18 protein-coding genes are annotated in these 18,653 nt (G+C 64.6%); 9 read left to right on the forward strand and 9 right to left on the reverse strand.

Annotated elements, in window-relative coordinates:
- Positions 1-106: 106 nt before the first annotated feature.
- Both amn and AC07VU_RS26910 read left to right on the forward strand, forming a co-directional pair.
- Positions 107-1,579: an AMP nucleosidase gene (amn, locus tag AC07VU_RS26905; protein ID WP_190304755.1), complete on the forward strand. Its 1,473-nt coding sequence runs from the start codon at positions 107-109 to the stop codon at positions 1,577-1,579.
- 70 nt (positions 1,580-1,649) lie between these two features.
- Positions 1,650-2,291: a pseudouridine synthase gene (locus AC07VU_RS26910; RefSeq protein ID WP_495030805.1), complete on the forward strand. Its 642-nt coding sequence runs from the start codon at positions 1,650-1,652 to the stop codon at positions 2,289-2,291.
- Here the strand turns inward: AC07VU_RS26910 and AC07VU_RS26915 are convergent.
- Positions 2,286-2,495, reverse strand: a complete 210-nt coding sequence (locus tag AC07VU_RS26915) for a DUF2788 domain-containing protein (protein ID WP_007927060.1) — start codon at positions 2,493-2,495, stop codon at positions 2,286-2,288. The genes AC07VU_RS26910 and AC07VU_RS26915 overlap by 6 nt on opposite strands.
- Before the next feature lie 213 nt (positions 2,496-2,708).
- Positions 2,709-3,188 (reverse strand): Lrp/AsnC family transcriptional regulator, encoded by a 480-nt coding sequence (locus tag AC07VU_RS26920; protein ID WP_009045772.1) that lies wholly within the window; start codon positions 3,186-3,188, stop codon positions 2,709-2,711.
- A gap of 443 nt (positions 3,189-3,631) precedes the next feature.
- Between AC07VU_RS26920 and AC07VU_RS26925 the strand changes: the two genes are divergently transcribed.
- A complete protein-coding gene (locus AC07VU_RS26925) occupies positions 3,632-4,630 on the forward strand; it encodes a DUF6515 family protein (RefSeq protein WP_457275006.1) in 999 nt (332 codons plus the stop codon).
- Here the strand turns inward: AC07VU_RS26925 and AC07VU_RS26930 are convergent.
- Both AC07VU_RS26930 and pmcY read right to left on the reverse strand, forming a co-directional pair.
- On the reverse strand, positions 4,624-5,520 hold the full coding sequence (locus tag AC07VU_RS26930) for a cation diffusion facilitator family transporter (protein WP_007927055.1): 897 nt from the start codon (positions 5,518-5,520) through the stop codon (positions 4,624-4,626). The two genes, AC07VU_RS26925 and AC07VU_RS26930, sit on opposite strands and share 7 nt — an antisense overlap.
- Before the next feature lie 31 nt (positions 5,521-5,551).
- Positions 5,552-5,971: a periplasmic Zn2+ metallochaperone PmcY gene (pmcY, locus tag AC07VU_RS26935; protein ID WP_007927053.1), complete on the reverse strand. Its 420-nt coding sequence runs from the start codon at positions 5,969-5,971 to the stop codon at positions 5,552-5,554.
- Positions 5,972-6,088: 117 nt separating this feature from the next.
- Between pmcY and hrpB the strand changes: the two genes are divergently transcribed.
- A complete protein-coding gene (gene hrpB / locus AC07VU_RS26940; RefSeq protein ID WP_277589669.1) occupies positions 6,089-8,620 on the forward strand; it encodes an ATP-dependent helicase HrpB in 2,532 nt (843 codons plus the stop codon).
- Positions 8,621-8,751: 131 nt separating this feature from the next.
- On the opposite strand, the gene AC07VU_RS26945 is transcribed toward hrpB, so the two are convergent.
- Positions 8,752-9,831: an endonuclease/exonuclease/phosphatase family protein gene (locus tag AC07VU_RS26945; protein ID WP_277589668.1), complete on the reverse strand. Its 1,080-nt coding sequence runs from the start codon at positions 9,829-9,831 to the stop codon at positions 8,752-8,754.
- Positions 9,832-9,920: 89 nt separating this feature from the next.
- Entirely contained in the window at positions 9,921-10,580 is a 660-nt protein-coding gene (locus tag AC07VU_RS26950) for a DUF7847 domain-containing protein (protein ID WP_007929142.1), read from the reverse strand.
- A 180-nt stretch (positions 10,581-10,760) separates the two neighbouring features.
- On the opposite strand from AC07VU_RS26950, the gene AC07VU_RS26955 reads away from it, so the two are divergent.
- The 3 genes from AC07VU_RS26955 to AC07VU_RS26965 all read left to right on the forward strand — a co-directional run bounded on the left by AC07VU_RS26955 (position 10,761) and on the right by AC07VU_RS26965 (position 12,802).
- Entirely contained in the window at positions 10,761-11,540 is a 780-nt protein-coding gene (locus tag AC07VU_RS26955; protein ID WP_274304732.1) for a DUF2076 domain-containing protein, read from the forward strand.
- A gap of 138 nt (positions 11,541-11,678) precedes the next feature.
- Positions 11,679-12,158: an NYN domain-containing protein gene (locus AC07VU_RS26960; RefSeq protein WP_274304731.1), complete on the forward strand. Its 480-nt coding sequence runs from the start codon at positions 11,679-11,681 to the stop codon at positions 12,156-12,158.
- Between the two features lie 32 nt (positions 12,159-12,190).
- Positions 12,191-12,802, forward strand: a complete 612-nt coding sequence (locus tag AC07VU_RS26965; RefSeq protein WP_277589667.1) for a 3'-5' exonuclease — start codon at positions 12,191-12,193, stop codon at positions 12,800-12,802.
- A gap of 125 nt (positions 12,803-12,927) precedes the next feature.
- Here the strand turns inward: AC07VU_RS26965 and AC07VU_RS26970 are convergent, their stop codons facing one another.
- Positions 12,928-13,380, reverse strand: a complete 453-nt coding sequence (locus AC07VU_RS26970; RefSeq protein ID WP_007930752.1) for an Lrp/AsnC family transcriptional regulator — start codon at positions 13,378-13,380, stop codon at positions 12,928-12,930.
- Between the two features lie 161 nt (positions 13,381-13,541).
- Here AC07VU_RS26970 and yedA point away from each other — a divergent pair, with 161 nt between their 5' ends.
- Positions 13,542-14,456, forward strand: a complete 915-nt coding sequence (gene yedA, locus AC07VU_RS26975; protein WP_495030806.1) for a drug/metabolite exporter YedA — start codon at positions 13,542-13,544, stop codon at positions 14,454-14,456.
- A gap of 69 nt (positions 14,457-14,525) precedes the next feature.
- Here the strand turns inward: yedA and AC07VU_RS26980 are convergent, their stop codons facing one another.
- Positions 14,526-14,981: a hypothetical protein gene (locus AC07VU_RS26980; protein WP_085534561.1), complete on the reverse strand. Its 456-nt coding sequence runs from the start codon at positions 14,979-14,981 to the stop codon at positions 14,526-14,528.
- A 212-nt stretch (positions 14,982-15,193) separates the two neighbouring features.
- Here AC07VU_RS26980 and rhlE1 point away from each other — a divergent pair, with 212 nt between their 5' ends.
- Positions 15,194-16,528, forward strand: coding sequence for an RNA helicase RhlE1 (gene rhlE1, locus AC07VU_RS26985; protein ID WP_007930755.1), 1,335 nt, complete (start codon positions 15,194-15,196; stop codon positions 16,526-16,528).
- Between the two features lie 178 nt (positions 16,529-16,706).
- On the opposite strand, the gene AC07VU_RS26990 is transcribed toward rhlE1, so the two are convergent.
- On the reverse strand, positions 16,707-17,948 hold the full coding sequence (locus tag AC07VU_RS26990; RefSeq protein WP_495030807.1) for a TIGR03862 family flavoprotein: 1,242 nt from the start codon (positions 17,946-17,948) through the stop codon (positions 16,707-16,709).
- Positions 17,949-18,653 lie beyond the last annotated feature (705 nt).

Genomic DNA, 18,653 nt, shown 5'->3' on the forward strand with positions numbered 1-18,653 from the left:
GGGCCTGAAAGATCTTTCGCGAGCAAGCTCGCTCCTACGCATATTCCGCTGTTCCCGTGAGACGGCGTTGCAGGCAAGATGAAGGCCTGCAAGATCAGAACACAGGATGCTTACCGTGACCGAAGCTTTTATTGTCGTTCAAACCGCCGAGCAAGCCGTGGACCGGCTTGCCGCTTTGCATGAGCGGGCCACCACGTCGCTGAGCCAGGCGCTCAAGCGTTACCTCAAGGATCGTGTCGAACCGGACGCCGAACAGCGCGCGCTGTTTCGTTACCCGCAATTGCGCCTGACTTATCTCTGTCAGGGCGAAGTCCCGCAGACCACCCGGGCCTACGCCAAGGTCCAGTTGCCGGGCACCTACAGCGTCACGGTCACCCATCCCGCCGCCTTCCGTAAGTACCTGCTGGAACAGCTGGTGCCATTGATGCACGACTTTACCGTGACCGTGGAAGTGGGCGTCAGCGAGCAGAACATCCCGTATCCGTACGTGGTCGAGCAGGGCGATGAACTGGCCGGTTCCGGCGTCACCGCCGCGGTGCTGGCGCGGGTGTTCCCCAGCACCGACCTGTCCGCCGCCACCGATGGCATCGCCGACGGGCTGTACGATTGGGAAAACACCCATCCGCTGCCCCTGGCGCTGTTCGATGCCGCGCGCGTGGATTTCTCCCTGCGCCGCCTGGTGCACTACACCGGTAGCGACTGGCGCCATGTGCAGCCGTGGATCCTGCTGACCAACTACCACCGCTATGTCGACCAGTTCATCACCCACGGCCTGGAGCAGCTGCGCAGCGATCCGCGGTTCGTGCGCATGGTCCTGCCGGGCAATGTGATCATCGAGAAGGGCATGGATCACGGCGAAGCCTCGTCGATCGCCGCCGGGGTGGTCTGGCACCGCTACCAGATGCCGGCTTATCACCTGCAGGCCAGCGACGGCCACGGCGTGACCCTGGTGAACATCGGCGTCGGTCCGTCCAACGCCAAGAACATCACTGACCATTTGGCGGTATTGCGTCCGCACTGCTGGCTGATGATCGGCCACTGCGGCGGCCTGCGGCAGTCGCAGACCATCGGCGACTACGTGCTGGCCCATGCCTACATGCGTCGCGACGGCATTCTCGATCGCGTGGTGCCGCCGAACATTCCGATTCCGGCCCTGGCCGAAGTGCAGCTGGCGTTGCAGCAGGCCGCCGCCAACGTCACCGGCGAGAAGGGCGACGACCTGAAAAAACGTCTGCGCACCGGCACCGTGCTGACCTACGACGACCGTAACTGGGAATTGCGCTGGGCCCAGGAGCGTCCGCTGATCAACCTGTCCCGCGCCGTGGCGGTGGATATGGAAAGCGGCACCATCGCCGCCCAGGGGTATCGCCTGCGGGTGCCATACGGCACCTTGCTGTGTGTCTCGGACAAGCCGCTGCACAGCGAAATCAAGCTGCCGGGTTCGGCCAACGCCTTTTATGAGCGCGCGGTCAGCCAGCACCTGAAGATCGGTATCGCCGCGGTGGATCTGCTGCGCACCGAGCTCAACTCGCTGCACTCGCGCAAGCTGCGCAGCTTCGACGAACCGCCGTTCCGCTGATCGCGGGATGGTCATTTAACGGTCGGGCCACTAGCATGGTCGGCCCTGACCGTTAGATGTTCTTTTCGCCATGTCTCGTCCTCCTCGTCCCGCTTCCCGCCGCCCTGGCGTGAAGAGCCCTTCGTCGTCTTCCGCGCCGCGCCGAGTTGCCAAGGCGCCACCGGCCGAGCCGAAGCTGATCCTGTTCAACAAACCCTTCGATGTGCTGACCCAGTTCAGCGACGGCGAAGGGCGGGCGACCCTCAAGGACTTCATCGCGATCCCCGGTATCTACCCGGCCGGGCGCCTGGACCGCGACAGCGAAGGCTTGCTGCTGCTGACCAACGACGGCCAGTTGCAGGCGCGCATCGCCGACCCCAGGCACAAACTGGCCAAGACCTATTGGGTGCAGGTAGAAGGAGAGCCCACGGCCGAGCAATTGCAGCGTCTGCGTGATGGCGTGGAATTGAATGACGGCATGACCCTGCCGGCCGAAGCCCGGCAGTTGGAAGAGCCGCAACTGTGGCCGCGCAATCCGCCGGTGCGCTTTCGCAAGAGCGTGCCCACCAGTTGGCTGGAATTGATCATTCGTGAAGGGCGCAATCGCCAGGTGCGGCGCATGACCGCGGCCGTGGGGTTGCCGACATTGCGCCTGGTGCGGGTCAGGATCGGCGACTGGACGATCGATGGGCTCGACCAGGGCCAGTGGAAGGGGGTTCCGGCGCGCTTATAAAGCGCCGGATTCGATCAGGCCGATCACCACGCTCTTGATAATGAACGCGGCCACGCCCAGGCCCAGGACGAAGAACAGGATGAACGAGCCGAAGCGTCCGGCCTTGGATTTCTTCGCCAGATCCCAGACGATGAAGGCCATGAAAATGATCAGGATGGTCACCAGGCCGGTCATCATCCACTCTTCGAATACTGCAGGATCCATCGAACATCTCCAGCGCGGGCAAGGCTAAAAGGCGGGGGCGAGTATACGCCAAGGGGCCGCGACCGGGCATTGATCCAGGTGCGCTTCGTCGTCACAGGCTCCGCATGTCCTTGTAGGAGCGAGCTTGCTCGCGATAAATATTCCAGGCCATACATCGGTTGCGGCCGGACATTTCTATCGCGAGCAAGCTCGCTCCTACAGAAGAGATAGCGCTCAGTTGCGCAGGTGAGTCAGCGGCAGTTCGGTGCTGTTGAGCACCTGGTTGAGCACGAAGCTGGAGCGTACGCTGGTCACGCCTTCGATGCGGGTCAGATGGCCGAGCAGCAGTTTCTGGTAGTGATCCATGTCCGGCACCACCACCTTGAGCTGGTAGTCGGCGTCCATCCCGGTCACCAGGCTGCATTCGAGGACCTGCGGCAGGCTGCGGATCGCCGCCTCGAAGTTCTCGAAACGCTCGGGGGTGTGGCGGTCCATGCCGATCAGCACGTAGGCGGTCAGGCTCAGGCCGAGCATTTTGCGGTCCAGCAGGGCGACCTGGCGGGAAATGTAGCCGTCGTCTTCCAGTTGCTTGACCCGACGCGAACACGGCGAAGGCGACAGGCCGATACGTTCGGCCAGTTCCTGATTGGAGATGCGGGCGTCGCGCTGCAATTCCGCCAAAATGCTGAGGTCGTATCGGTCGAGTTTGCTCATGGGACAGGCCTTTTTAATAACTATTGCGCGATATTATCTATCCTGGGTTAAAAATTGCGCAAGTCATGTTTATTTGAGCAATCTTCGCAATCCTCTGTCGGCGCGCCAGGCCTATTCTTATCACCAGAATCACTGCCCGGACATAGAGTCCACTGCGGCCCGCCGAATCAGGCCTGCCGCGGCCGCCAATCCCACAGGGTTGAGCCGGCCCCCGGGCTACACACTGTCCAGAAGACGGCGTGAGGTGAGCCGGCGCCATAAGCGTCGAGCACGGACGAAATTCTCAAAGGGGGACCGACGGGTCCCCCTTTTTTATTGCCTGCGCGCCAGGAAATATCCCGTGGCGCCTCAATAAATAAGTGTTGCGACTGATAACCTGTGGCAGAACCGGCCTGGGCTTTTCCAGTCTTATCTACAGGCCCCCATCCGTAGTGAGGAATAGCATGAAATCGCGCATCTGGCGTTTGGCAGGTGTTGGTTTGCTCTGTGTGAGCGTCAGTGCGCAGGGGCTTGCCGATGACCGCAATGACGGCCGTGGTTGGTCCAATGGCGGCCAGCGCAGTGACGACGGGTATCCGGGAAACGGCCAGGGGCGAGGCGAAAGCCATCAGTCGCGCCAGCAGACTGAAATCATTCGCGGCGACAACAGCCAGCAGTTCGAGCGCAACGTCGAGAACGGGCGTTGGCAGAACCACGGGCCGAATGATCAAGGGCGGGAACGACAGGCACAGCCGTCCGCCAACCTGCCGATCCAGGGTCGCCCCGATACCGTCCGCCAGACCCAGGAACCGCGCCAGGGTTATTACCAGGACATCCCGCGCCGCAACGACTACAACCCGCATTGGCAGGCCGGCGGGGGGGGGTCGCGTCCCTACGACTATCGCTGGCCGGGCCGTCCGGAGGGTCGGGGCAATGGCTGGGGGCCGGGCCCGCAATATCGGCCGGGTTACGTGATCGATCGTTTTCCGGACCGGCATTACCGTGTGCCTTATCGCGGCCGGGACTATTACTTCTCCGGTGGCTATTGGTACCGCCCAGAGGGGCCGCGTTACGTTGTGGTGCGCCCACCCTACGGGATTCGCGTGGCCTACCTGCCGGACTACGCGCGCGAGGTGTGGATCGGCAGCGCGCTGTTCTTCCTGGCCGCGGGCGCCTACTACATCTACGAGGCCAGTACCCAGCAGTACGTAGTGGTCGAGCCGCCGGTGGCCAGCCCGCCGCCGCAGGCCGGCAATGATTACAACGTGCTGGCCTACCCGGTCAGTGGGCAGAGCCCGCAGCAGATCAATCAGGACCGCTACGACTGTTATCGCTGGGCGGTGCAGCAGAGCGGCTTCGACCCGGCGGCGATGACCTATCCCCCGGCGCAGCAGGTGGTCCAGACCTACCGCCAGGCCCAGGGCGGTTGCCTGAGCTCGCGCGGCTATCAGGTGACTTACTGAGCCCGGGCGGCGAGCACCGCTTCCTGCGGGTCGGCGTGCACCAGCACCTCGGCCCGCGGATAGGCCGCATGAATCGCCTCGGCGGCCTGATCGCTGATGCCGTGGGCCACCGACAGGGTCAGTTCCCCCGGTAATTCCAGATGCAGTTGCACGAACCAGTGGTTGCCGGAAATCCGTGTGCGCAGGTCATGGGCGCCGAGTACCCCGGGCACGGCGCATACCAGTTCCAGCATGTGCTGGCTGACCTCGGGCGGCAGTTCCTCATCCATCAGCACCGCCACGCTTTCCCGAGCGATCTGGATCGCGCTCCACAGGATGTAGACGGCAATCGCCAGGCCGAACCAAGCGTCCAGTTGCTGCCAGCCGAAACTGGCCAGCACCAGCGCCAGCAGGATGCTGCCATTGAGCAGCAGGTCGGAGCGATAGTGCAGCGAGTCGGCGCGTACCGCGGTGGAGCCGGTTTCGCGGATCACCCGGTATTGCACCATCAGCAGCGCCACGGTCAGCGCCAGCGACAACAGCATCACGCCGATACCGATCCAGGGCGCGCCCAGCGGTTCGGGGTTCTGCAGGCGTTCGACGGCCTGTACCCCGATCAGCACCGCGCTCACCGCGATGAACAGTGCCTGGGCCATGCCCGACAGCGATTCGGCCTTGCCGTGGCCGTAGCGGTGGTCTTCGTCGGCCGGGCGCAGGGCGTAATGCACGGCCAGCAGGTTGAGGAACGACGCGGCGCCATCGAGCAGCGAGTCGGTGAGGCCGGCCAGCAGGCTGACCGAGCCGCTCAGCCACCAGGCGATGGCCTTGGCCACGATCAGGATACTGGCCACCGCCAGCGAGGCGCGGGTGGCCAGGCGCAACAGGCGTGCGTGTTCCGGGCTACTGCTCATACAAGGCTTGTTCCTTCAAGAAACGCGAGGATCAGGCTGCCGGTTGCAGACCGTACAGGGCCAGTTGCTGCGCGCTGCCCTTGTGCTGGATCAGGCGCGGATCGTCCAGAGGGAAGCTGCGGCCCAGCTCGCTTTCGAGAATAGCCTGCAACTTGTGGTTATCGACCTGGCCGTCGGCGCCTATGGCTTGCTGCAGCTTGTGCGGGTCGACCTGCGCGGTCTTGCCCGGTTCCAGGTAGATGGCGCCGGTGGCGAAGTCGACGCCAAAGGCGATCAGCCCCGGGATCACATAAAACAGCAGGCCCACGGCGTCGAGCACAGCTACCAGCGGGTCGATCTTGCCGTCGATCTGGCCGCGCCGGTCGGGGAAGAAGATCGAGCCGCAGGCGGTGAGCTGAGTCAGCAGGGTGGCAACCAGGACGCCGCCGATGATGCGGAAAGGAATACGCATGTAAATCTCCTGAACAGACACGAAAGAGCAAGGCTGAAGCGTTGCCGGTATGAATTCAGACCGTGATTAACGCCAGGCAGTTCGCCGTTATACTCGCGCCTCTGTTTGGGAGCCAGTATGAATTCTTTGCCAATTGATGAAGTTTTACCCGCCCTGCGTGAAGCCCTGGCGACACGCCACGAGGCCGTGCTCGAAGCACCGCCCGGCGCCGGTAAGACCACCCGTGTGCCTTTGGCCCTGTTGAACGAACCCTGGCTGGCCGGACAACGCATTCTCATGCTCGAACCGCGGCGCCTGGCGGCGCGGGCGGCGGCCGAGCGACTGGCCAGCGAACTGGGGGAAAAGGTCGGCGAAACCGTGGGCTACCGTATCCGTCTGGATAGCAAGGTCGGCCCGAACACCCGCATCGAGGTGGTTACCGAGGGGATCCTGACCCGCCGCCTGCAAGACGATCCGGCGCTGGAAGGCGTCGGCCTGCTGATCTTCGACGAATTCCACGAGCGCAGTCTCGACGCCGACCTGGCCCTGGCCTTGAGCCTCAGTGGCCGCGATCTGTTTCGCGACGAGCAGCCGCTGAAAATCCTCCTGATGTCGGCGACCCTGGAAGGCGAGCGCCTGGCCGGGCTGCTGGACGACGCACCGATCCTGCGCAGCGAAGGCCGCATGTTCCCGGTCGATGTGCGCTGGGGGCGGCCCTTCCAGCCGGGCGAGTTCATCGAGCCGCGGCTGGTGCAGACCCTTCTTGAAGCGCTGAACGATGAAAGCGGCAGCGTCCTGGTGTTCTTGCCGGGGCAGGCCGAGATCCGTCGGGTGCACCAGCAGTTGGCCGACGCCCTGGGCGAGCGCCTGGAGATTCTGCTTTGTCCGCTGCACGGTGAACTGGACCTGGCGGCGCAGCGCGCGGCCATCGAGCCGGCCCCGCCCGGCAAGCGCAAAGTGGTGCTGGCGACCAATATCGCCGAGACCAGCCTGACCATCGACGGCGTGCGCGTGGTGGTCGATGCCGGGCTGGCGCGGGTGCCGCGTTTCGACCCGGGCAGCGGCATGACCCGTCTCGACACCCAGCGTATTTCCCGGGCCAGCGCCACCCAGCGCGCCGGCCGGGCCGGGCGCCTGGAGCCGGGTGTGTGCTATCGCCTGTGGTCCCAGGACCAGCATGAACAACTGGCGGCCTATGGCAGCGCGGAGATTCTCCAGGCGGACCTGGCGGGCCTGGCCCTGCAACTGGCCCGCTGGGGTGTGACACCGGCGCAATTGGTGTGGCTGGATGTGCCGCCCGGTGCGGCCTATGCCCAGGCCCAGGACTTGCTCGAGCGCCTCGGAGCGCTGACGGCCAAGGCTGGCGAGGACTGCAAGCTGACACCTCATGGCCAGGCAATGGCCGAGTTGCCGGCCCATCCGCGCATTGCCCATCTGCTGTTGCGGGGCCAGGCCCTGGGGCTGGCGAACATGGCCTGCGACGTCGCCGCCTTGCTCGGCGAGCGCGACATCCTGCGTGGCGGCGGTGCCGACCTGCATAGCCGCCTGGTGCTGCTGTCCGGCGAAGAGCGCGCGGCCCGTGGCGCCCAGGGCGGGGTCCAGCGGGCTCGGCAACTGGCCCGGCAATACCGTGGTTATCTGCGCGGACAACCAAGCCAGGCGGTGGCGGACCCGGATCACCCGCGCTGGCTGGGCGCCTTGCTGGCGCTGGCCTATCCGGACCGGGTCGCCCAGCAACGTCGTCCCGGCGGCGCCGAATATCGGCTGGCCAACGGCCGCGCGGCGCTGTTCAGCGAGACCGACAGCCTGATGAAGCAACCCTGGCTGGTGATCGCCGACCTGGGCAGTCGCCAGGGGCAGCGGGAAGAGCGCATCTACCTGGCGGCGGATTTCGACCCGGCGCTGTTCGACTCGGTCCTGGCCGAGCAGGTGCGCTGCGTCGATCAGCTTGATTGGGACGAGCGCGAAGGGCTGTTGCGTGCCGAGCGCCAGCGCAAGGTCGGCGAACTGGTGCTCAGCCGCGAGCCGCTGACCGGCCTGGACGAGGCGGCGCGCTGCCAGGCCCTGGTCAACCTGGTGCGGCGCAAGGGCCTGGAACTGTTGCCCTGGACCCCGGAGCTGCGCCAGTGGCAGGCCCGGGTGGCCTTGTTGCGCCAGCTCGATCTAGAGGCCAAGGGCGAAAGCCAGTGGCCGGATGTCAGTGACGCGGCGCTGCTCAAGAGCCTGGAAAGCTGGCTGCTGCCGTATCTGGGCAAGGTTTCGCGCCTCAGCCACTTCGCCAGCCTGGAACTGGCCAGCATTGTCCACAGCCTGCTGCCCTGGCCGTTGCCGCAGCGCCTGGACGAGCTGGCGCCGCACCACCTGACGGTGCCGTCCGGCTCGTCGATCCGCCTTGATTACAGTGAACAACCGCCGATTCTCGCGGTGCGCCTGCAGGAGTTGTTCGGCCTGGCAGAAACACCACGGATCGCCGGTGGCCGGCAGGTGGTCAAGCTGCATCTGCTGTCCCCGGCGCGGCGGCCGGTGCAGGTCACCCAGGACCTGGCGAACTTCTGGCGCAGCACCTACGCCGAGGTGAAGAAGGACCTCAAGGGCCGTTACCCGAAACACTACTGGCCGGACGACCCGCTGGTGGCCGAAGCCACGGCCCGCGCCAAACCGCGCAAGTAACCAGTGTGTAGCCGCTGCCGCAGGCTGCGATCGAGCGCGTAGCGCTCGCCATCCCGGTTCATGTCAGGACTCAGGTTTTGCGTCCGCTGCATCGGAATGCCGCCCAAGCCGATCGCAGCCTGCGGCAGCGGCTACGGTGCGGCGGGCAGCAGGAAGCGGGCGATCAGTGGCAGGTGGTCGGAGATGCGCAGGGTGTCGTCCTGCCGGACCTGGGCCTCGACTCGCTTGAGCCGCGGGCTGTGGAACAGGTAGTCGACGGTGCGATCCGGGCCGCTCAGGGCCGGGTCGTTGGGGTAGTGGGTCAGCCACAGGGCGCGGTCGATACCGCTGGCTTCGTTGTTGGTGGGAATCATCGGGTACTTGTCCCAGAGCGTGTGCAGCGCGCTATCGGCGGAGTAGGGCGTGCGTTGCTCGGGGGCGAGCCGCTGGTACTGGCCCAGGGGCAGCAGGCTGAAATCGCCGCCGATCAGCCAGGGCGTACCACGGGCTTCGAAGCGGTCGAGGATCCTGGTGACCGCGTTCACCTGGGCTTGCAGGGTGTCGTCGGGTTTCGTCGCGCGGTCCAGATGGGTGTTGAGCACCGCCATCTGCCCGCCGTCGCTTAACGGCAGGTAACTCACCAGCACGGCGTTTTTCGGCTGGAACTGGCGGCTGATGAAATTGGCCTCGGGCACCGGCAATTGCAGGCGTTCGGCGTGTTCGATGTTGTAGCGGCTCAAGGTCGCCAGTTGCCGGCCAACGCTGCCGAAAATGTGCGGGGAGGGTACGAAGTCGGCCTTCCAGTCGAAGGCCTGTGTGCTGCACGGATACAGGTCGGTCAGGCGCTCCTGCAGCAGCTTGAGCTGGTCCTGGTAGTCGCTGGCCTTGGCGCCGTCGTCCAGCTCCTGCACCAGCACGATGTCCGGCTGTTCATCGCGAATCACCCGGGCCACTTCGTCCAGGCTGAAGGCCATGTCTTCCGGGGTCGGGCGCTCGTCCGGCCCTTGGGCCTGGTCGTTCCAGAACACATAGCGCTTGCCCGCCAGGTACTGCACGTTCCAGGTCATCACCTTCAGCGCCTGGCCCGGCACCAGGCTGGGCACCTTGCCCGTGCAGGCGACCGGCAGCGACTCCTTGGCGTCGGGGCGCCAGGTCAGGCTGTAGACCAGGGCTGACAACAGGCCTGCGCTGATCAGCAGGCCCAGGAGGATGAAGCGAAATAGGCGGGGCATCGGCTCGGCTTATGGCGTTGCTGGATTGAGCCCGAGCATAACCGAGAGCGGGACCGCGGCCCAAGGGGTAGAGCGGTCGGCCCCCGGGGTCATTGCTGGTCAGGCGAGTCGCCGATCAGCATGAACAGGCGGAATACCACCACGCTGGTGAACAACTGCAGGAAGCTGTGGGCGCTTTCGATCAGCAGCGACAGCATCGGACCCGGCTCGGGGTACGCCGCCAGGCTGGCGCCCTTGAGCACCCACAACGGGGCCATTACGGCCAGGATGCAGACCAGGATCCGCAGGAAGTGCCCGCGGGTCAGGCGAAAGCTTTCCTTGATCGCGGCCAGTGGTTGCAGGCCCTTGAGCACCAGCAGGTATTCGGCGAAGGCCAGGGTCACCATCAGCCACAGCCCGGGCAGGAAATACAGCGACAGGCCCAGCAGGATCAGCAGGGTGTTGATGGCGGTCAGCAGGGCAAAGCGCGGCCACAGGCTGACGGTCGCGGCGAGCAGGTCGCGGGCCAATGGCGATTCGCCACGGCTGCGGGCATCTAGAAACAGGATCAGTACCCCGGTGTAGAGCGGGTAGATCAGCAGGCCGACGATCACGCTGTAGCCGGGAAAGGCCTCGGGGCCCAGCGAGCTGTCGACCGCCTGCTGCAGCAGCGCTTCGAGGACCACCAGCGGCAGGCACAGTTGGACGATACGGCCCAGGTTGCGCTGGCAGAAGTACAGGGAGTCGCGCAGAACGGTTAACGGATTCATCAGTGGTTATCGCAGATCACAAAAAGCGGTTGGACACTTTAACCGATGCAGCCCCGGGGCGAGCAAACGTAAACGTTAGGTAAAGGCCATTGAAAGCTCGCTGGGCAGCCCCATTACTGGTTGCACCTTGCGCATGACGGACAAGGCCCCGTTTTTTACCGGCAATCTAAAGAGGTCGCCATGAACAGCGAAGAGCAAACCCTGATCGATGGACTGTTTTCACGGTTGCAGCAAGCCGAGAAGGATTCAGCCCCGCGCGACGCCCAGGCCGAGGCGCGGATCAAGGAGCATCTGACCCGGCAGCCTGCCGCCGGGTATTTCATGACCCAGGCGATTCTGGTGCAAGAGGCGGCAATCAAGAGCCTCGACGAGCAGAACAAGCAACTCACCCAGCAAGTCCAGCAACTGCAGGCCGAGCTGCAGCAAGCCAGATCCCAGGCCGCGGCGCCGGCGCCCAGCAGCGGTGGCGGCTTCCTTTCGAGCATCTTCGGCGGTTCCCGCGATCCGCAGCCGGCGCCGACGCAAAGCGCTCCGGCCTCGTCCGGCGGTGGCTGGCGCGAACCGGCGCGGCCGGCGTTCAACCCGCAGCCGCAGCAGAACTACCCGCAACAGAGCTATCCCCAGCAAAACTATGCCGCGCCACCCCAGCAGGCTCCGGCCGCGGCTGGCAGCAGCTTCCTCGGCGGCGCGCTGAAAACTGCCGCCGGCGTGGCGGGTGGCGTGATGCTGGCGCAAGGTCTCAGCAGCCTGTTCCATGGCAACCAGCAGCCGCAGGAAATCGTCGAAGTGATCAAGGAAGAACCGGCGCCCGCCAGCGACAACGCGGGTGGCTGGGGCAATGACGAGCAGCGCATGGCCAACAACGACTCCTGGGGCAACAACGACCAGGGTGGTTTCAGCGATGCCGACTACGGCAACGACGACAGCTCGTTCTTTTCCGACGACGATTCCTTCGTCTGATCCGCCATCGGTCCGGAACGCAACAGCGTCCCGGACCGATTATTCGCGGAACCTTCCTTCTGGCTGGCATACTGGGCGACTTTTTCAGGGTTTGAGTCCCGGCCCAGTTCGCGCGCGTGAGCGCCATGAGGATAAGCGGTGAAAAAAATCGCTGTGTTCGCCGATGTCCAGAATCTCTATTACACCGTGCGCCAGGCCTATGGCTGCCACTTCAACTATGCCGCCCTGTGGGCCGATATCAGCCAGCAGGGGCAGATAGTCGAGGCCTACGCCTATGCGATCGACCGGGGCGACAGCAAGCAGCAGCAGTTCCAGCAGATCCTGCGCAACCTGGGCTTCACGGTAAAACTCAAACCCTATATCCAGCGCAGCGACGGCTCGGCCAAGGGCGACTGGGACGTGGGTATCACCATCGACATCATGGACGCCGCCGCCCATGTCGACAAAGTGGTGCTGGCTTCCGGTGATGGCGATTTCGACCTGTTGCTCGAGCGCATCATCAGCAAGCACGGGGTCGAAGCGGTGGCCTATGGCGTGCCGGGGCTGACCGCCAATTCGCTGATTCGCGCGGCCACGCGCTACGTGCCGATCGAAGGCGCGCTACTGCTCAAAAGCTGAGCTGACTATTTTTTGTACGGAGCTGGACAGGTTTGGAACGCATCGCAGTCATCGACTTTGAAACCACCGGGATCTCCCCGAGCAGCAGTTGCCGGGCCACGGAAATCGCCGTGGTGATCCTTGAGCAGGGGCGCATCGTCGAGCGTTACCAGAGCCTGATGAACGCCGGCGTGCGGGTGCCGGCCTTCATCGAACAACTGACCGGCATCAGCAACGCCATGCTGCGCGGCGCGCCGCCGGCCGAGCAGGTGATGAACGAGGTCAACGAGTTCGTCGGCACCACGCCGCTGCTGGCGCACAACGCTGCGTTCGACCAGAAGTTCTGGGACTACGAACTCGGCCGGATCAAGCGCACCCGCTTGCAGAACTTCGCCTGTTCTCTGTTGCTGGCCCGACGGCTGATGCCGGCGGCGCCCAACCACAAGCTCGGCACCCTCACCAGTTTCGCCAGCCTGCCCCATACCGGCCAGGCTCACCGGGCCATGGCCGATGCGGAAATGGCCGCCAACCTCACCGCCCACCTGGCGCTGGAGCTGCGGCAGAAACACGGGCTGCGCGAGCTGTCCCACGATTTCCTGTGCAAATTGCAGAAAGTGCCGGCCGCCAAGATCGGCGAACACCTCAAGCGCCATCGCGACACCTGACTCCTGTAGCCGCTGCCGCAGGCTGCGATAAGGCTCGAAGAGCCTTCCGAGGCCCTCAAGAGCGCGTCTCCTTCGGAGCCGATCGCAGCCTGCGGCAGCGGCTACACAGTCGGCGCTGGCTGGGTTCACTTGCCGTTGCTCTCCAGATGCCCCAGCGGCACGCGCTGTTCGATGGCGCTGGAGAGCACGATCGAGGTCTTGCTGAACCCGTACTTCGCCACCCGGTTGATCAGCTCTTCCAGCTCCGGCATCGAGCCGACGGCGGCGCGCATGATCACGCACGGATCGCCGGTGACCCGCTGGCATTCGGTGAGTTGTGGGATCCGGCTCAGTTCGTCATAGGCCTTCTGATTACCGTGCTGGGCCATGCGCAGTTCGATCACGCACTGGATCGGCAGCCCGAGCTTGGCCAGGTCGACCTTGGCCTGGTAACCGGTGATCACTCCGCTGGCTTCGAGTTTGGCCACCCGTTCGGCCACGGCCGGGGCGGAGAGGTTCACCTTGCGCGCCAGCTCGGCGTAGCTCGCCCGGCCATTTTCCAGCAGGGCGGCGAGGAGCATGCGGTCATATTTATCCATGATAAGGCTCTCAAACTCAGCGACTTTCGAAAGCATGGTTTATAGCCAGAATCTCCATGTTTTGAAAAGTGTACCGATGCTTTAAACAGGTTTTGTAACTTAAGTTCCGCCGGCCGGCTTTCTAGAATAACCCTCTCCCTCGTCCTGTCTTCGAGCTTCCCATGCCTGGCCTACGCCGTTTTCCCTTGCCCCTGATTGCCGCCTTTTTTGCGTTGTACGTGATCTGGGGGTCGACCTACCTGGTGATCCGTATCGGTGTCGAATACTGGCCGCCGCTGATGCTCGCCGGCATCCGTTTCGTGATCGCCGGCAGCCTGATGTACGGCTTCCTGCGTTGGCGCGGGGCGCCGGCGCCGACCTGGGCGCAATGGCGGGCGGCGGGGGTGATCGGCATCCTGCTGTTGAGCTGCGGTAATGGCGCGGTCACTGTCGCCGAACACATGGGCGTGGCTTCCGGAGTGGCGGCCCTGGCGGTGGCCACGGTGCCGCTGTTCACCCTGCTGTGCGGTTACTTCTGGGGCGCGCGCAACACTCGCCTGGAATGGGCCGGGATCGTCCTCGGGCTGATCGGCATCGCCATGCTCAACCTTGGTTCCAACCTGCAGTCGAGCCCGACCGGCGCAGCCTTGCTGGTGTTCGCGGCGGCGGCCTGGGCCTTCGGTTCGGTGTGGAGCAAGCACCTGCCGTTGCCGCAAGGGGCGATGGCCAGTGCCGTCGAGATGCTGGTGGGCGGCGTGGTGCTGCTGATCGGCAGCTGGTTGAGCGGCGAGCAACTGGTCGCCGTTCCGCCGATCCAAGGCTGGGCAGCCCTGGCGTACCTGATCGGTTTCGGCTCGATCATCGCCTTCAATGCCTACATGTACTTGCTCAAGCATGTGCGTCCGGCGGCGGCCACCAGCTATGCCTACGTCAACCCGGCGGTAGCGGTGCTGCTGGGGATCGTGTTTGTCGGCGAGACCATCGGCCTGGAGGAGGCGCTGGCGATGGTGGTGATCATCAGTGCCGTGGTGTTGATCGGCCTGCCGCAGTGGCGCAAGCCAAAAGCCACCGCGATACAGGAAGAAGCCACCGCTTGAAATGGCCTGTTGGCGCATGATCAAAAACGCCGGGCATTGCCCGGCGTTTTTTGTTCCAGCCTGTCGTACTCAGTCCGGGTTGGACAGCATCACCAGCGCTAGCAGCACCAGGACGAAGGCCAGCATGAACAGCAGGCTGATCCCGGCGACGCGCCACAACGAGAAGAAAGGCCCCTTGCTGAGTTTGTGTTCGATGACGACCGGACCGAAGAGCTGGCGTGCGTAGGTGTTCATCGCAAAAATCGGTGGCAGTACGAAGACCACGGCTGGAACGCTTTCCGGCAGCACCGCGCCCAGCACCATCATCAGGATGAGCAGGCCGATACCGATGTACCAGGCCTTCTTCACTTCGCTTTCACGGCCGAGCGCCTTGAGGTTGGCGGCGATCATGTAGGACCCCGCCACGGAAGTGCCGAGGAAGGTGGCAAGGCCGACAGCGTTGATGCTGTACAGGCGCAATGGCGCAGTCGCTGCCGGGGTCTGCAATTCGGCGGTCGGTGTCTGGAAGGGGTTGGGTGTATCCATACAGGTCAGGCTCCTGGATCTTCAAAGGTGCGATAGGGAAAAAGGGGCTGAATTCTCCTCCCGTACCTCAAGGCGCGTCCACCCGCATTCTTCATGCCCGCCAGCTGGCGACCTGTTGCGGGACAACTCGTCAGCCCAAAGAAACCCGCCTGAATTAGGGTAAACTGCCGCCCATTGCACACCTGCGCTGACAATCTCCCTACGGTATCCCCATGACATTCGCCACTCTTGGCCTGATCGAACCCTTGCTGCGCGCCCTCGAAACGCTTGGCTACCAGACCCCGACACCGGTGCAGGCGCAAGCCATTCCGGCGGTGCTGGGCGGTCGCGACCTGATGGCCGCGGCCCAGACCGGCACCGGCAAGACCGCCGGCTTCGCCTTGCCGCTGTTGCAGTTGCTGGCCATGGAAGGGCCGAAAGTCTCCGCCAACTCGGTGCGCGCCCTGATTCTGGTGCCGACCCGCGAACTGGCCGAACAGGTGCACGAAGCGGTGCGCCAGTACGCCGAGAACCTGCCGCTGCGCACTTACGCGGTGTACGGCGGCGTCAGCATCAATCCGCAAATGATGAAGCTGCGCGGCGGCGTTGACCTGCTGGTGGCCACGCCGGGCCGCCTGCTCGATCTGTTTCGCCAGAACGCGCTGAAGTTCAATCAGTTGCAGACCCTGGTGCTGGACGAAGCCGACCGCATGCTCGACCTGGGCTTTTCCGAAGAGCTGGCGAACATTTATCGCGCCCTGCCGAAAAAGCGTCAGACCCTGCTGTTCTCCGCGACCTTCTCCGATGACATCCGCCTGCTGGCCGGGCAGATGCTCAACGACCCGCTGAGCATCGAAGTCAGCCCGCGCAACGTTGCCGCCAACACCGTCAAGCAATGGGTGGTGACGGTGGACAAGAAGCGCAAGCCGGAGCTGTTCAGCCACCTGCTGCGCAAGAACCGCTGGAAGCAGGTGCTGGTGTTCGCCAAGACCCGCAACGGCGTGGACGCGCTGGTGGAAAGGCTGCAGGGCCAGGGCGTGAACGCCGACGGCATCCATGGCGACAAGCCCCAGGCTACCCGCCAGCGGGCGCTGGACCGCTTCAAGGCCAGCGAGATCCAGATCCTGGTGGCCACCGATGTTGCGGCCCGTGGTCTGGACATCGAGGACTTGCCGCTGGTGGTCAACTTCGACCTGCCGATCGTCGCCGAGGATTACATCCACCGCATCGGCCGCACCGGCCGCGCCGGCTCCACCGGTGAGGCGATCTCGCTGGTGTGCGCCGATGAAGTGAACCTGCTGTCGGCCATCGAGATGCTGACCCGCCAGACCCTCAAGCGTCATGACGAACCGGACTTCATTCCGGAGCACCGGGTGCCGGAAACCGACGCCAGCGGCCAGGTGATCAAGAAACCGAAAAAACCGAAGAAACCCAAGACTTCCGGCGGTGGCGGCAAGCGCAACCTGGGCAAGTGGGTGGACAGCGGCGAAGTGGCCGAAGCCCCGGCGGTGAAACCGGTGCGCAAGGTGCCGGCGTTCAACACCGGGCCGCGCAAGCGCAAGCCGTAAGCCAGAGGCCAACACCGCCCCTGTAGCCGCTGGCGCAGCCTGCGATCGAGGACGCAGTCCTCGTAAAACCAAACGACCCGGTTCTCCTGGAGAAGCCGGGTCGTTTGCTTTGGCGGCCGCTGCGCGGCCGTTCGCAGCCTCGCTTCGCTCGGCAGCGGCTACAAGGCCTGCGCCGGGTTCAGGCCTTTTCCCGCAACCACTCGAGCATCCCCAACCCCGCTGCCCGCCCGCTGGCGAAACACGCGGTGAGCAGGTAGCCGCCGGTGGGTGCTTCCCAGTCGAGCATCTCCCCGGCGCAGAACACGCCGGGCAATTGCTTGAGCATCAAGCGTTGGTCCATGGCCTCGAACGTCACGCCGCCAGCGCTGCTGATGGCTTCGTCCAGGGGCCGGGTTTTCACCAGGGTCAGCGGCAGGGCCTTGATCGCCTTGGCCAGCAGCGCCGGGTCGGCGAAGCAGTCGGCGCTGGTCAGTTCACGCAAAAGCGCGGCTTTTAACCCCTCGATGCCCACCTGGTTGTGCAGGTGCTTGGCCATGGAGCGCGAGCCCCGTGGCTTGCTCAGCGCGGCCTGGATCCGGTCATGGGGTTTGCCCGGCAACAGGTCGATATGCACCGTGGCGGTGCCGTGCTTGTTGATTGCCTCGCGAATCGGCGCCGACAGCGCGTAGATCAGGCTGCCCTCGATCCCGGTGGTGGTGATCACGCACTCGCCGAGGCGGGGTATGTCGTCGTTCAGGCCAATGGCCACGTTCTTCAGCGGGGCACCGGCGAACTTGCTGCGCAGCAGATCGCTCCAGTCCTGCACCTCAAACCCGCAGTTGCTCGGTTGCAGGGGCGCCAGTTGCACGCCGCGCTGCTCCAGCGGCAGCATCCAGGCGCCATCCGAACCCAGGCGCGACCAGCTGCCGCCACCCAGCGCCAGCAACACGGCGTCGGCCTGAACCGTTTTTTCGCCTTCCGGACTGTGGATGCGCAGGCTGCCATCGACATTCCAGCCGAGCCAGCGATGGCGGGTGTGGATAACCACGCCGGCATCGCGCAGGCGCTTGAGCCAGACGCGCAGCAGCGGCGCGGCTTTCATGTCGGTGGGGAACACCCGGCCCGAGCTGCCGACGAACGTCTCGATGCCCAGGCCGTGAATCCATTGGCACAACGCCTCGCTGCCGAACTCGCGCAACAGCGGGGCCATCTGTGGGGCCCGTTCGGCATAACGCGAGAGGAAGGCCGGGTAGGCCTCGGAATGGGTGATGTTCATGCCGCCGACCCCGGCCAGCAGGAACTTGCGGCCTACCGATGGCATGCCGTCGTAGAGATCGACGCGCAGGCCCGCCAGACTCAGCACCTCGGCCGCCATCAGGCCGGCAGGGCCGCCACCGATAATGGCGACGTGATGGGGCAGGGTGGTGCGGGATAAGGTCATGGCGGGCGGCGGCGTGGCGGAATAAGCCAGGCATTCTACCCGAGGCCGGCCCGTCGCCAATGCTCCATGCGTCCCGCAGCGGCTTATGCAGGGGCTTGATCAAAAAACGTTCAGTGCTCTGCAGGGCTTGTATCCCATGGGCTGCAGAGGCTTGCGCTCAGGTTATCCACAAGCCGCTCCACAGAGATTGGGGGTAAGGCGCCCACAATTTCATGACCGCCTGATGAAGGTTTTTGTAGCCGCTGCCGCAGGCTGCGATAGGTCCGCAGGACCTCCAGCGCCAGTGCCGACGCCAGCGAGCGTTCCGGCCGATCGCCGCCTGTGGCAGCGGCCATAGGTGTTGGTCGAAAAATGAGCAGTTGGCTGGAGGGCTTGTATTGCCTGGCGTGCAGCGGCTTACGCGCAGGTTATCCACAAGCGGCTCCACAGCGGTTGGGGGTAAGACGCCCATCTTTTGATGACAACCTGATGACGCGACAGGCCCCCATTTCTGTAGCCGCTGCCGCAGGCTGCGCAAGGTCCGCAGGACCTCCAGCGCCAGTGCCGACGCCAGCGAGCGTTCCGGTCGATGGTAGCCTGCGGCAGCGGCTACAAGTGTTGGTCGAAAAATGAGCAGTGGGCTGGAAGGCTTGTACTGCCTGGCGTGCAGCGGCTTACGCGCAGGTTATCCACAAGCGGCTCCACAGCGGTTGGGGGTAAGACGCG

The sequence above is a fragment of the Pseudomonas sp. GW821-FHT02B10 genome (assembly GCF_059421865.1).